The organism is Klebsiella sp. RIT-PI-d (genome assembly GCF_001187865.1).
GTDB lineage: Bacteria > Pseudomonadota > Gammaproteobacteria > Enterobacterales > Enterobacteriaceae > Superficieibacter.
On record NZ_LGIT01000009.1, the window covers coordinates 1,215,712 to 1,229,576 of the forward strand.

A 13,865-nucleotide genomic window follows, 5' to 3' on the forward strand; every position below is an offset into this window, starting at 1 on the left:
GTGTTCTCCTTGTTTGTGTTAACAATGATTTAACCAGATAACCTCTGTTAAAACCGCCCATAAACATGTCAGAAAACAGTGAAGAAATGACAATAATTGATCCCGCTCCCGCACGACATCAGGTAGTTGTTCTCGCCTATGATGGCCTCTGTACTTTTGAATTCGGCGTCGCGGTGGAGATTTTTGGCCTGCCGCGCCCGGAATATGGCAATCGCTGGTATCAGTTTGCGGTCGCGGCGGTGGACAGTGGGGAAATGCGCGCAACGGGTGGGATTCGGATTATGGCTGATGGTGGTCTGGATCTATTGTCCACGGCAGACACCATTATTGTTCCCGGCTGGCGCGGAGTTGATTCTCCAGTACCGGCAACGCTTGTTGCAGCATTATGTGATGCATATGCCCGGGGCTGCCGGTTGATCTCTATCTGTTCTGGCGTGTTTGTGCTGGCTGCCACCGGGCTTCTCAATGGCCTGAAGGCGACCACCCACTGGCGATATACGCAAACCCTTCAGCAGCGCTTTACCGATATTGCGGTGGTGGATGACGTTCTTTACGTTGACCATCAGCGCATCATGACGTCAGCCGGGAGCGCAGCAGGTCTCGATCTCTGTTTACATGTGGTGCGGCAAGATTATGGCCTTGAAATAGCCAATAGCGTTGCGCGACGACTGGTGATCCAGCCGCACCGCGACGGTTCCCAGCGCCAGAAGGTGACTCACCCGGTGGCAAAGGCCCGGGAAAGCCAGTCTCTCGGACAATTGTTTGATTATCTCCATCAGGATCTTGCCGGATCGCATACCCTCGACTCGCTGGCGCAACGCGCCGGAATGAGTCCCCGCACTCTGCTTCGCCGCTTTTCTCAGGCTACTGGTACGACTCCCGCACGCTGGATCCGACAACAGCGTTTGCGCCGCGCTCAGCAGTATCTTATCCAGAGTTCGCACAGTATTGAGGCGATTGCAGAGTTCACCGGGTTTTGTAACGCCAGCGTCTTGCGTCAACACTTTCGTCAGCATTTTGCCGTATCGCCGACCCGGTATCGTCGGGAGAATCGTGATGTGCTAATAGCGGAGCCTGGACAATCGGCGGATGGCCGTAGATTTGGCACTCAGATATGATAAGAACAGTTACTAAATTGTTATTAATTTTGATGTAATGAAAATATTTTTGCTTTTATATTTGTGCATTTGCAGGTTTGTGACTAGTTTGAAACCGTTGAGTTGAACACGCCGGCCAGAGCCGGTGTTACCTACGATCGTTAACTATGCACGGTGCAACATAAAACATGTCAATACAAGAAGTCGACCAGAGCTCCCCGATGTCGTTAGGTTATGGCCATGATGATGCCGGGCAAAAAGTCATTTCTGAGATTATGCAGGATCTTTTGTCCAGAAAAACAGCTGTTAATAATAAAGATATCATTCTTGAGCTGGTTGTCCGGCTTGAAACGGAAAAAGATATCGTAAAACTGGATATCTACCGCAGTGCACTGGAGATGGTTGTACTAAATACTCCTGACGACATTTAATTATCAGTACGCAGAACAGATGAAAAAAAACGGGCGAAAGCCCGTTTTTTTCATCTCAGGACGGACGGTCGAATCTGACCCATTTTGTTTCCGCCCTGAAAAAGACCTTATCCGTTTAATCCGCGATTCACCAGCATGGGTTCAATTTGCGGATCGTGCCCGCGCCACTGCTGATAAAGTTCAGCTAAATCAGTACTGTTGCCTCGCGACAAAATCGCCTCACGGAATCTTTGCCCGTTCTCACGGTTTAAACCGCCCTGCTCGACAAACCACTGGTAGCCGTCGTCGGCCAGCATTTGGGTCCATAAATAGGCGTAGTAGCCCGCCGCGTAGCCGCCGCCGAAAATATGGGCGAAGTAGCTGCTGCGATAGCGCGGCGGAACGGCAGGCAAATCAAGCTGTTCGCGGCGGATTGCCTCGCGTTCAAACTTATCGACAGAATCGGGTATGCTATCCGCGCTGATGCTGTGCCAGTTCATATCCAGTAGAGCGGCGCTAAGCAGCTCGGTCATTTCATATCCTTTATTAAAGCGGGTGGCCTTGAGCATACTGGCCTGTAACGCTTCGGGCATCGGCTCGCCGGTTTGGTAGTGACGGGCAAAACGGGCAAATACCTGCGGATGCGTCGCCCAGTGTTCATTAATTTGTGACGGAAACTCGACAAAATCGCGCGGGGTGTTGGTCCCGGAGAGGCTGGCATAACGCTGAGTTGCGAACAGGCCATGAAGTGTATGACCAAACTCATGAAACAGCGTAATCACGTCATCCCACGAGATGAGTGCCCTATGGCCTGCCGTCGGTTTCTGGTAATTACAGACGTTGTAGATGACCGGACGGGTCTTAAGCAACGTCGATTGTTCAACAAAATTGCCCATCCATGCCCCGCCGCTTTTGGAGTCACGGGCAAAGAAATCTCCGTAGAACAACGCCAGCCCTTCACCGCTGGCGTCGAAAATTTCCCACACCCGCACATCCGGATGATAAACAGGTATATCGACGCGCTCGACAAAACGAAGGCCAAAAAGCCGGGAAGCGGTCCAGAAAACCCCCTCTTCCAGCACGGTGTCGAGTGCCAGATAAGGCCGGACCTGAGCGTCGTCAAAAGCCCAGGTATTTTGACGCACTTTATCAGCATAAAAATCCCAGTCCCAGGCCTGCACCTGAAAATCACCGTGCTGTTGATCAATGACCTGCTGAATTGCGGCCTGCTCAGCTTCAGCACGTGCACGAGCCGCCGGGGTAATTTCACGCATGAACGCCAGTGCCGCCGCCGGCGTTTTGGCCATCTGATCGGCCACTTTCCAGCTTGCATAATCGTCGAAACCCAGCAGGCCCGCCTGCCGGGCACGAATTTCAACCAGCCGCAGTATCAGTGATCGGGTATCGTTTTCATCGTTCTTTTCGCTGCGCAACCAGCTGCTATTAAATAACTGCTCACGCGTCTGGCGATCTTTTAACGAGGCCAGCGCAGGCTGCTGCGTGGTATTTAATAGTGGGATGAACCCGCTCTCGCTGAGTCCTCTATCTCGTGCGGCTTGCGCGGCTGCGGCAATATCATCTTCACTTAATCCAGCCAGGGATTCAGGACGCTCAACCCGTAATCCTCCGGCTTTACTTGCGGCCATCAGCCGTTGATTAAACTGGCTGGTGAGCGTTGCGGCTTCCGTGTTCCATTTTTTTAGCCCGGCTTTATCCGCCTCGTTAAGCCTTGCGCCTGCCAGCACGAACTGCTGCCTGACCACCTCAACCAGACGGTACGACTCGTCATCCAGCGCCAGCGCTTCACGCTGCTGCCATACCTGCTCAACGCGCTGAAAAAGCGCATCATTGAGGTAAATATCGTTTGCCAGCGCAGCCAGCTCGGCGGAAAACTGCTCATCAAGGATTTGTAGCGCATCGCTGGTATGGGCATGAGACATGGCAAAAAATACGTTAGTTACCCTCGTCAACAGCGCGCCGCTTTTTTCGAGCGCCACAAAGGTGTTTTCAATATCAGGCGATGCCGGGTTTTGAATAATAGCCTTAATGTCTTCGCGCTTAAGGCGTAGCCCTTCATCAAAGGCCGGGCGATAATGGCTTGCATCTATCCGATCGAAAGGCGGTGCCTGATAAGGCAATGTACTTGCACTAAAAAAGGGATTGTTTATTAACATTATTTTCTCCAGAGGCGTAACCGGCTGTGTTCGAAAGCATTGCTGCGATAGTACGCCTTTTTAGACATTCGCCCAAAAATAGCGTGGATTGGCAGGTAATCCAAACGTTGACGAGACTTTTTTGCCACACTTAACTTCGGTTTCCCGCAATTCGGGACGCATGGTAAAGTTATACAACACAAAAAGCTTTGAGGAACAGTGAGATGATTATTCTGGTAACCGGCGCTACAGCGGGATTTGGTGAAAGCATTACGCGTCGTTTCGTTGAGAATGGGCATAAAGTCATTATCACCGGTCGACGTCAGGAGCGTCTTCAGGCGCTGAAAGACGAGCTGGGCGATGCCATTTACCCCCTTCAGCTGGATGTCCGCGATCGTGCAGCCATTGAGGAACAATTGGCTTCTCTCCCGGCCGACTGGCGCGAGATCGATATCCTGGTGAATAACGCCGGGCTGGCGCTGGGCATGGAGCCGGCGCACAAAGCGAGTGTCGAAGACTGGGAGAACATGATCGACACCAATAATAAGGGCCTGGTATATATGACCCGCGCCATCCTGCCCGGGATGGTTGAGCGCAACCGCGGGCACGTGATCAATCTCGGTTCAACCGCGGGTAGCTGGCCGTATGCCGGGGGCAACGTTTATGGTGCGACCAAAGCCTTTGTGCAACAGTTTAGCCTTAACCTGCGTACCGATCTTCACGGTACGGCGATTCGCGTCACTAATATTGAGCCGGGGCTGGCTGGCGGTACGGAGTTTTCCAATGTCCGTTTTAAAGGCGATGATGCTAAAGCGGAAAAAACCTACGAAAACACCACCGCGCTGTCCGCGGAAGATATTGCTGAAGCGGTCTGGTGGGTGGGAACGCTGCCAAAACACGTCAATATCAATACCCTTGAGATGATGCCTGTTTGCCAGACTTGGGCAGGACTAAGTGTGCATCGCGGTTAATTTTTTTATTGCCCGGCCGAAAGGTCGGGTATTGAAAACGGGAAAGTGGTGTTAAAATCAGCCGGTTAATCGCCTAATAAGTAAAAATGAATGACCTTCGAAACTCAACTGAACCCTACACAACCTGTTAATCAGCAGATTTATCGGATCCTGCGCCGCGATATCGTGCATTGTCTGATCCCGCCCGGTACGCCGCTGTCTGAAAAAGAAATTTCAGTCCGCTTCGATGTCTCTCGTCAGCCGGTACGTGAAGCGTTTATTAAACTTGCCGAAAATGGGCTGATTCAGATCCGTCCGCAGCGAGGCAGCTACGTTAATAAAATTTCGCTTTCTCAGGTCAGCAATGGTTGTTTTGTGCGACAGGCCATCGAATGTGCGGTTGCCCGCCGGGCAGCGGGAATGGTCACCGATGCGCAACTTTATCCGCTGGAGCAAAACCTGCATCAACAACGCATTGCCATCGATCGTAAACAACTTAACGATTTTTTTCTGCTTGATGATGAGTTTCATCAGAAACTGGCGCTGATTGCCGACTGCCAGCTGGCGTGGGATACCATTGAAAATATTAAAGCGACTATCGACCGTGTACGCTACATGAGCCTCGATCATATCTCCCCGCCGGAAATGTTGCTTCGTCAGCATCTCGATATTTTTGCCGCACTCACGCAGCGTGATGCTGATGCAATCGAAAATGCAATGGCGTTGCATTTGCAGGAGATCAGCGGTTCTGTACAGCTGATCCGTCAGGAAAATAGCGACTGGTTTAGTGAAGATTAAGTCAAAGAAGAATAACAAGCCGGACGCGGTGGCTGCGCCCGGCTCTGTGCACTGTGATTAGCGTGGCGCCATGACCTGTGCAACGGTCGCTTTCGCACCTTGTGCCAGCAGTTGCTGGTAAGCCCGGCTCACATGGCCGATGAATTCGCTGTTATCCGCCAGTGTTTTACCAAAAATGGCCTCAATGCCCAGCAGTGCCTGAACCCGCGCTTCACCCTCTTCACTGCTGCTCACCGCATTCTGAATAATCGCGAGGAGCGGATCGCACACGTCAATCGCATTCCCCTGTTCATCCACGCCACCAACGTAGCGCATCCAGCCTGCCACGCCGAGTGCCAGCAGATCGAAGCGGCTCCGATCTGCAAGATGCCAGCGAATAGAGTCCAGCATTCTTTGCGGAAGTTTCTGGCTCCCGTCCATCGCAATTTGCCAGGTGCGGTGGCGCAGAGCCGGATTGCTGTAGCGTTCAATCAGACGATCGGCATAATTTTTTAGGTCAACACCCTGCACTTTTAATGTCGGCGCCTGCTCCTGCAACATCAATGCATGTGCGGCACGACGGTAGTTAGCATCATCCATACAGTCGTTGATATGCTGATAACCGGCAAGATAGCCAAGATACGCCAGGAATGAGTGGCTGCCATTGAGCATTCGCAGTTTCATTTCTTCAAAAGGCAGAACATCGGCAACCAGTTCCGCCCCGGCTTTTTCCCAGGCGGGTCGGCCCGCGACAAAGTTGTCTTCAATAACCCACTGACGGAAAGGCTCACAGGCAACACCTGCTGGATCGGAAACACCGGTGATCTGCTCAATTTTGGCCAGCGTATCCGCCGTTACGGCCGGGACGATACGATCCACCATGGTTGAAGGGAACGTAACGTGCTGCTCGATCCAGTCTGCCAGCTCATTACTGATATGGCGAGCATAGGTACAGACCACATTACGCATAACATGACCGTTCTCAGGCATATTATCGCAGGACATGACGCTGAACGCCGACAGACCAGCAGCCTTACGTCGCGCCAGCGCTTCAACCACCACACCGACGGCGGATGCCGGCTGTTGCGGGTGCTGGAGGTCATTCACAATAAGCGGATGATCGAGCATCAGCTGCCCGGTAGCTGGAGAATGACAATATCCTTTCTCGGTAATGGTTAATGACACAATCGCAATTTGTGGCTCACACATTTTCGCCAGCACGGCCTCCATGCCGTCTACCTGAGCATGAAGTGCTTCTTTAATCACGCCGACAACGCGCGCAGTCCAGGCATCGGCAGACATCTCTGCTACCGTATATAAATTGTCCTGTTTTTTCAGATCGGCAATTTGCTGTTCGCCGCCAATCAAATTAACTTCAATATAGCCCCAGTCACTGCCGTGCTCAGAAGCCAGAATATCCGCATATACCCCCTGATGTGCCCGATGAAATGCACCGAAACCGAGATGCACAATACGTGGGATCAGTTTGCTCCGATCGTAGGTCGGAAGAGTTGCTTTTGCTTTTAACAGTCCGTTTTCCATTTTTAGCTCGCTATATGGATGTTTTCACTGCACCAGATTACCCGCTGATGCAGCGAATACATTGATTTGTATTAAACTTGGTTTAACTGGTATAACAAAAAACTTAACTTGTGTGACAGGCTTAAGGTTATTCTCAGTGCGTCAGGACACCTTAGTTTGCGTTAGAGAGGGTATTGGTTGGTGTCGTCTTTGACTGGGCTGATTCATGCCACAATTGCTCATAGCGATAGCCAGTAAGATCTTCCACAATACGACGTGTTTCAGGCGTCACATCCTGCTTAGCCCCGTTAGCTTTCAGACGCTCAACCTCATCGACAAAGATTTTGTGCGTCTGTTTATTCAGATGGAACGTCAGTGCCTGCCACAGCGCAATAATCAGCAAGCCGGCGGTACCTGCAAATAACAGTATGGCAATCATGTTGATCGCCTCTGGCGGCTGGACCTGGCTGCCTTTGACGTAGCCGCCAAACTGCAACAGAAGCCCTACTACAAACGTGGCAATAGCAACGGTCGTTTTACGTGAGAATGTCATCACAGCGGCAAACAACCCTTCCCGCCGCTGACGGGTGATCATCTCGTCAATATCCGGAATAAACGGAAAGACGTTCCACGGCGTGAACTCCAGAACGCAGCGACCAACCTGGTAAACACCTGCCAGCACGATAAGCGTCGGAATGGTATTCCACCCCGGAAACTGGTAAACGACAAAGAAGCCCAGCAGGCAAAGCAACATTACGCAATACGCAAAGGTATACAGGCGTGACGGGCCATATTTGATAATGGCAAGCCCGGCCAGTAAGGTAACCGGCAGGCCAACAATACTCATTGATAATAAACTGCCGGCAAATGCCGATGAGACATTCAGGCAATATACGCAGAAAAAGACGAAAACCGTGTTGTAGACATCCTTGCCGGTGAATGAGAAAAGATAGATAGCCAGATGTTTTCTGAACGCTCTGACCCTTAGTGTTGAGGCATAATCTTTAAACAAACCGCCAACCATACTGATATTTTCACCAAACGTCCGCGGTACGGCTTTACTTTCAAGCTCTGCGAGCATTTCAGGTGTTAATTCACGCTCCCATGTCACTTTCCATGAAATAAACACGCAAACCATAAACAGGATGGCAAACACGATGCCATTAATCAGGTAGGCATTGGCATTATGTTCACCAAAATGCTTGATCAGCAGGCCAGGAATAAAGGTGGCAAGAAATGTCCCGGTCGCCGATAAAAACATACGGCAGGTAGACAGTTTTGTCCGGGAATTAAAATCTTTAGTCATCTCTGAGGGCAATGTTTCCCAGGGGATAAGAACCATTGCGGCAATAACCTCGAAAGCCAGGTAGACCGCCAGATAAAAGCCATAGCTCATGCCATCGAGCCACAGCAAAGCATACACCAGCATTAACGGTGCGCCAATTAACAGGAAAAAACGGCGGCGGCCAAATTTCTTACCTAATATATTTTTATAAAAGTGGTCGGTGAAACTTCCCATAAACAAACTGACCACAGCGTCCACGATACGGGCGATAGCGACAATTGAGGCGGCCTCAACCGGAGAAAGGCCAACAAAGGTGGTATAAAAGAATAATAACCATGCACCAATAACGGTGAAAGCACCACCGCCCATAATATCGGTCAGGCCATAACCAATACTCTTCGGTATGGTTATTTTTTTATTTTTGTGCGTCATGTTCTATCCTCAGCGAAAACTTTCAATTAAAAGTTAAAATATTTCTCGGCATTATCGTGGCAGATATTTTTTATCATCCGGGTCAGGACTTCTTTATTATCAGGAACTTCGCCACGTGCTACCCATCCTCCAATGAGATTGCACAGGATACGACGGAAATAATCATGCCGGGTGTAGGATACCAGGCTGCGTGAATCGGTAAGCATACCCACGAAATTCATCAGCAGGCCCTGATCGGCCAGCGTGTTTAGCTGGCTTTCCATACCGCGCCGGGTATCGTTAAACCACCAGCCAGAGCCAAATTGAACTGGAGATTTGACCCCGTCGTCGCCTGACTGAAAATTAGCCACGGCGGTGGCAACAATATCGTTATAAACAGGGTTTAGATTATAAAGAATGGTTTTAGGTAATGCATTTTGCTGCGCCATCGCGTCCAGTAAACGATTAAGCCCCGAGGCCAGATTGACCTGATCGTTAATCGAGTCGAAACCGGTATTAATGCCTGTGGCATCAAACATTTTGCTATTGTTATTACGGATAGCGCCAAAATGAATCTGCATAGCCCAGCGCCGCTTTTTATAATGCTTCGCCAGCAGAATAAACATTGCGCTACTGATAATGGCGTTTTCCGTCATCGTTAACGTTTCGCCAGCCAGTTTTCTTAAAAACAGCGCGGATACCTGTGATGTCTCTGCCGCAACATAATCAATATTAAGCAGTCCATGATCGGAAATCCGGCATCCAACCTGATGAAAGAAATCAATCCGTTGCCCAATAGCCGCATCAAATTCAGCTAACGAAGTAACAGGCTTCCCGGTGAGTGCTGAAAGTTTCTCAATAAACAGCAGATACGTTTGCGGGTTTTCATCAAACATCTCATCCGGACGAAATGTTGGCAGGACCTTGAAGGTCAGCGACTTATCTTCGGCCAGAAGGCGATGATATTGTAATGGATCCAGCGGCGAATCCGTGGTGCAGATGACTTCCACTCCTGAACGCGAGATTAACGCACGTGGCGTAAAGTCAGTTTCTTTCAGGCGGCGATTACAATGATCCATGATCTCGCGCCAGTTATTGCTGTCCAGCATCCGATCGCAGCCGAAATAAAAATTAAGTTCCAGATGGGTCCAGTGGTAAAGCGGGTTACCAAAGCAAGACTCTACCGTTTGCGCCCAGGCCTGAAATTTTTCTTCTGCTGTTGCCTCTCCGGTGATGAACGCCTCGCTGACGCCGTTTGCCCGCATTGCGCGCCATTTATAATGGTCACCCGCAAGCCAGAGTTCGGTCATATTGTCAAAAGCAATATTTTCGTAAATCTGTTTCGCATCAAGGTGACAATGGTAATCAATAATCGGCAGGTGTCTTGCTACCTGCTGATAAAGCTCAACGCCAGGCTCATTATTAATCATAAAGCGGTCGTTAATAAAATTCATATTTTCCTCCATAATTATCTAAATAAAGGCATGACTTCAGCCATGCCTATTTATTCAGATATAATGACGAGTATCGGTAACGCTTACGCTTTCATGCCGATCGGCGGCGTTATCTGCAATACTTAAATCGCGGTCTTTTACTTCAGGCATCATCCAGGCTGAGAAAAGGCCGATAAGGGAATAAACAATAAGCATGACTAAAACGGGCATCCATGAACCAGTCATATTACAGAAAATACCTGCCAGTACTGGCCCGAAGCCAACAGCCACAAGTCCGCCTGCTTCTTTTGATATAGCCATGCGGGTAAAACGATTTCGTGAACCGAACATCTCTGCCATGGTAATATTTTCCAGCGCAAACAGTCCCAGCACAGCAAAATTATGAATAACAATAAGCGCCAGCATAATAACGCCCGGACTGTAGGTTTTATCCACGACAATAGACAGCATCGGGTATGCCAGAATGATGGCTGAAATATTTAATAAAATATAAGGTAAGCGCCGGCCAAATTTGTCTGATAGCCATCCTAACAAAGGAATGGTAATAAAGCCGATGGCTGAGCTTATCATTAATGCGTCGGTCGGAATGCCCTTGTCAAACAGCAGCGTCTGAACCAGATAGCCCGCCAGAAAAGTTTGGATAAGACCAGAATTTCCTGCCTGCCCAAAGCGAAGCCCCGTCGCCAGCCAGAACGATTTGCTTCTGAACATCGCGCCCAGTGTACTTTCCCCGGGTTGCGCTTTCGCCACAGAAAGTTCGGCATCGTTAACTTTTTCGAACACCGGGCTTTCTTTCAGGTTCAGTCGCAGCCAGATGGCAAATATCATGACCACAACACTTGCCAGGAACGGCACTCGCCAGCCCCACGCCACCAGCGCTTCCCTGTCGAGAAAGAAGAACATTGCGGCCCAGATTGCCGTCGCGCTGAGGGTGCCACAGTTGGTCCCCATGGCGACTAAGGACGAAATAATCCCACGTTTACCTTTCGGTGCATATTCTGCAAGCATGGTTCCGGCACCGGATATTTCAGCGCCCGCCCCCAACCCCTGAATAATACGCAAGATCACCAGCAAAATGGGCGCAAAAATACCAATTTGGGCATAAGTCGGAAGGACACCGATAAGTGTCGTGCAAATACCCATCATTGTGATTGTAATAAACAATACCTTTTTACGGCCAATGGTGTCGCCCATTTTTCCAAATATAAAGGCACCGACAATTCTTGCTATATAACCTGCACCGTACGTGCCCATTGCAAGAATAAGCGCCATGGCTGCTGATTGTTCCGGGAAAAATATTTCATGGAAGACCAGTGCAGCACCTAAAGAATAAAGTTGAAAGTCCATAAACTCCAGAGCCGTTCCTAACCAACCGGATAACGCGGCCCGCACTAAATCCTTAGTGTTTCTTTCATGTTTTATTTGCGTCATATTGGCAATCTCAAAAAGGTAAGATGCGTACTACAATCTCGCATTGGTATAATTATTAGTGAAACGTGAGTAAAACCTTACAGCACTGGCGCTGATCTTTTTCAAAAACGGTAATAGCACGCTCAATTTGCTGATAATCAAATGAATGTGTTATCAGTTTTTCCGGATCAATAAGTCCCTTTGTTAACCAGTCGATTACAATCGGGAATTTATGCGCGTTTAACCGGGATGAGAAAATAGAAAGTTCTTTGCCGGTGATCCCCTGCTGGGTGATTTCACCGGGTTCGCTGGAAAAGCCCATGATCACAATCCGCGCTGCTGGTGACGCGAGGTTAATGGCTTCCTGCAAAATAGCAGGATGGCACGCCGCATCGACGATAAGCGTAGGTTTAATTCCTTTTTCGGCGAGTAAATCGGCCACGGATTGCTCACTGTTGTTAATCACCCAGTCAGCGCCGCTGCTTTTGGCCATCTCCAGGCGCTCATCAAGACGATCGGCAACAATCAGTTGCCTGACGTTATAGACTCCTTTCAGTACCTGAACGGTGGTCAGTCCCATTGGCCCGGCACCGTAGACCAGGGCCACATCATTTTCACCGGGATTAACCTGACCGGTGACATTTGCAGCAATGGTAAATGGTTCGACCATAACCGCGTGACGATCGGAAATTGTCGCCGGGATAGCGAATGCGTTTTTCGCCGGGACTACCGCATATTCGCTAAATCCACCGTCGCGATGTACGCCTAATACCACAAGTGACGAGCACACATTCGGCTTTCCGACTGAACAAGGATAACAGTGACCACAGCTAATCACCGGATCGACGGATACGCGCTCGCCAATACGTGCGGCATCAACGTTGTCACCAACGGCATCAATGATGCCGAAAAATTCGTGGCCGATGACGCGCGGATAGTGGGCAAACGGGTTGTGCCCGCGGTAGATATGGCTATCAGAACCACATATTCCGGCCAGTTTAATTTTAACTCTTACTTCATTCGCTGCCGGAACGGGCAGCGGACGATCTTCAATCACCAGTTCGTTGGGCTGTTTAATAACGACGCTTTTCATTTTCGATTTCCTCACCAGTTCCACAAGGTGCCATCTTCCAGACGGGCGACCGGCAGACAGGCCGGTTCATAGGGGTATTTTGCCGCCCGTTTTTCGTCGAATTCGATGCCTAATCCCGGCTTATCACCTGGATGCATATAGCCGTTATCAAAGGTCCAGTTGTGCGGGAAGACTTCCAGCATCTGCTCGGAATAGCCCATGTATTCCTGAACGCCAAAGTTCGGTACCCACAAATCAAAATGCAGTGCAGCCGCCATACAAACCGGTGACAGATCGGAAGGACCATGTGATCCAGTACGGACCTGGTATAAAGAGGCAAAATCAGCAATGCGCCGCATTCCGGTAATACCGCCGGCGTGAGTGATAGTAGTGCGGATGTAGTCAATCAGCTGCTCTTCAATGAGCTGTTTGCAATCCCAGATGCTATTAAATACTTCGCCGACGGCGACTGGCGTAACGGTATGCTGGCGGATCAGGCGGAAGCATTCCTGATTTTCAGCCGGGGTCGGATCTTCCATCCAGAACAGGCGATAGTCTTCAATACTTTTGCCAAAACGCGCGGCTTCAATGGGCGTCAGGCGATGGTGCATGTCATGCAGCAGGTGTTCATTAAAGCCAAATTTTTCGCGTACCGCAGCAAATAGCTTCGGCGTAAAGTCGAGGTATTTCTCCGTCGACCACAGTTGCTCTTCAGGCCACTGGCCTTTGGTGGCGGGCTCATAGGCCAGACCCTTACCTTTTGACATGCCGTAGGTTGTTTTCATTCCCGGCACACCGCATTGCACCCGGATCGCTTTAAAACCCATTTCCTGATGACGGGCGTAATCTTCCAGCACGTCATCAAGTGAGTGCCCTGTGGTGTGGCAGTAAACCATTACGCCTTCACGTGAGGCTCCCCCGAGCAACTGATATAACGGCATATTGGCCGCTTTAGCTTTGATATCCCACAGCGCCATATCGACAGCGGAAATTGCTGACATGGTGACCGGGCCGCGACGCCAGTACGCGCCTTTATAGAAGAACTGCCAGATGTCTTCGATGCGATGCGCATCGCGGCCAATCAGCTGCGGACACAGATGGTCTTTCAGATAGGAAGCTACCGACAGTTCGCGTCCATTCAGCGTGGCATCACCCAGTCCGGTGATCCCTTCATCGGTCGTAATTTTTAAAGTAACAAAGTTACGACCCGGGCAGGTGACAAACACCTCTGCGCTAACAATTTTCATTTTTATCCCTTACATCTCGGTATGTGATGACGGGAATTTACTTACTGAGCTACTACCATACAAGTATTGTTATACAAA

Annotated in this window: 11 protein-coding genes; 4 read left to right on the forward strand and 7 right to left on the reverse strand. The window is 50.0% G+C overall.

Annotated elements, in window-relative coordinates; genetic code table 11:
* Positions 1-65: 65 nt before the first annotated feature.
* Both ftrA and AC791_RS12105 read left to right on the forward strand, forming a co-directional pair.
* Positions 66-1,118, forward strand: a complete 1,053-nt coding sequence (gene ftrA, locus AC791_RS12100) for a transcriptional regulator FtrA (protein ID WP_077264630.1) — start codon at positions 66-68, stop codon at positions 1,116-1,118.
* 167 nt (positions 1,119-1,285) lie between these two features.
* On the forward strand, positions 1,286-1,528 hold the full coding sequence (locus tag AC791_RS12105; protein WP_228136899.1) for a biofilm development regulator YmgB/AriR family protein: 243 nt from the start codon (positions 1,286-1,288) through the stop codon (positions 1,526-1,528).
* 107 nt (positions 1,529-1,635) lie between these two features.
* On the opposite strand, the gene dcp is transcribed toward AC791_RS12105, so the two are convergent.
* Positions 1,636-3,681 (reverse strand): peptidyl-dipeptidase Dcp, encoded by a 2,046-nt coding sequence (gene dcp, locus AC791_RS12110; RefSeq protein WP_049840683.1) that lies wholly within the window; start codon positions 3,679-3,681, stop codon positions 1,636-1,638.
* Between the two features lie 203 nt (positions 3,682-3,884).
* Here dcp and ydfG point away from each other — a divergent pair, with 203 nt between their 5' ends.
* Both ydfG and AC791_RS12120 read left to right on the forward strand, forming a co-directional pair.
* Positions 3,885-4,631: a bifunctional NADP-dependent 3-hydroxy acid dehydrogenase/3-hydroxypropionate dehydrogenase YdfG gene (ydfG, locus tag AC791_RS12115; RefSeq protein ID WP_049840684.1), complete on the forward strand. Its 747-nt coding sequence runs from the start codon at positions 3,885-3,887 to the stop codon at positions 4,629-4,631.
* Between the two features lie 90 nt (positions 4,632-4,721).
* Positions 4,722-5,408 (forward strand): GntR family transcriptional regulator, encoded by a 687-nt coding sequence (locus AC791_RS12120; protein ID WP_049840685.1) that lies wholly within the window; start codon positions 4,722-4,724, stop codon positions 5,406-5,408.
* Between the two features lie 57 nt (positions 5,409-5,465).
* Here the strand turns inward: AC791_RS12120 and AC791_RS12125 are convergent, their stop codons facing one another.
* From AC791_RS12125 to rspA, 6 genes are all read right to left on the reverse strand, one after another.
* Entirely contained in the window at positions 5,466-6,929 is a 1,464-nt protein-coding gene (locus tag AC791_RS12125) for a mannitol dehydrogenase family protein (RefSeq protein ID WP_049840686.1), read from the reverse strand.
* Between the two features lie 151 nt (positions 6,930-7,080).
* On the reverse strand, positions 7,081-8,625 hold the full coding sequence (locus AC791_RS12130; RefSeq protein WP_049840687.1) for an MFS transporter: 1,545 nt from the start codon (positions 8,623-8,625) through the stop codon (positions 7,081-7,083).
* A gap of 26 nt (positions 8,626-8,651) precedes the next feature.
* Positions 8,652-10,058 carry a glucuronate isomerase gene (gene uxaC / locus AC791_RS12135; protein ID WP_049840688.1) on the reverse strand — a complete coding sequence of 469 codons (1,407 nt, stop codon included), beginning with the start codon at positions 10,056-10,058 and terminating at the stop codon, positions 8,652-8,654.
* Between the two features lie 54 nt (positions 10,059-10,112).
* Positions 10,113-11,489 (reverse strand): MFS transporter, encoded by a 1,377-nt coding sequence (locus AC791_RS12140; protein WP_049840689.1) that lies wholly within the window; start codon positions 11,487-11,489, stop codon positions 10,113-10,115.
* Positions 11,490-11,544: 55 nt separating this feature from the next.
* The gene (locus AC791_RS12145) at positions 11,545-12,561 is read right to left on the reverse strand and encodes a Zn-dependent oxidoreductase (protein ID WP_049840690.1); all 1,017 of its coding nucleotides are present in this window, start codon (positions 12,559-12,561) and stop codon (positions 11,545-11,547) included.
* 11 nt (positions 12,562-12,572) lie between these two features.
* Positions 12,573-13,787: a starvation-sensing protein RspA gene (gene rspA, locus AC791_RS12150; protein ID WP_049840691.1), complete on the reverse strand. Its 1,215-nt coding sequence runs from the start codon at positions 13,785-13,787 to the stop codon at positions 12,573-12,575.
* Between the last annotated feature and the right edge of the window lie 78 nt (positions 13,788-13,865).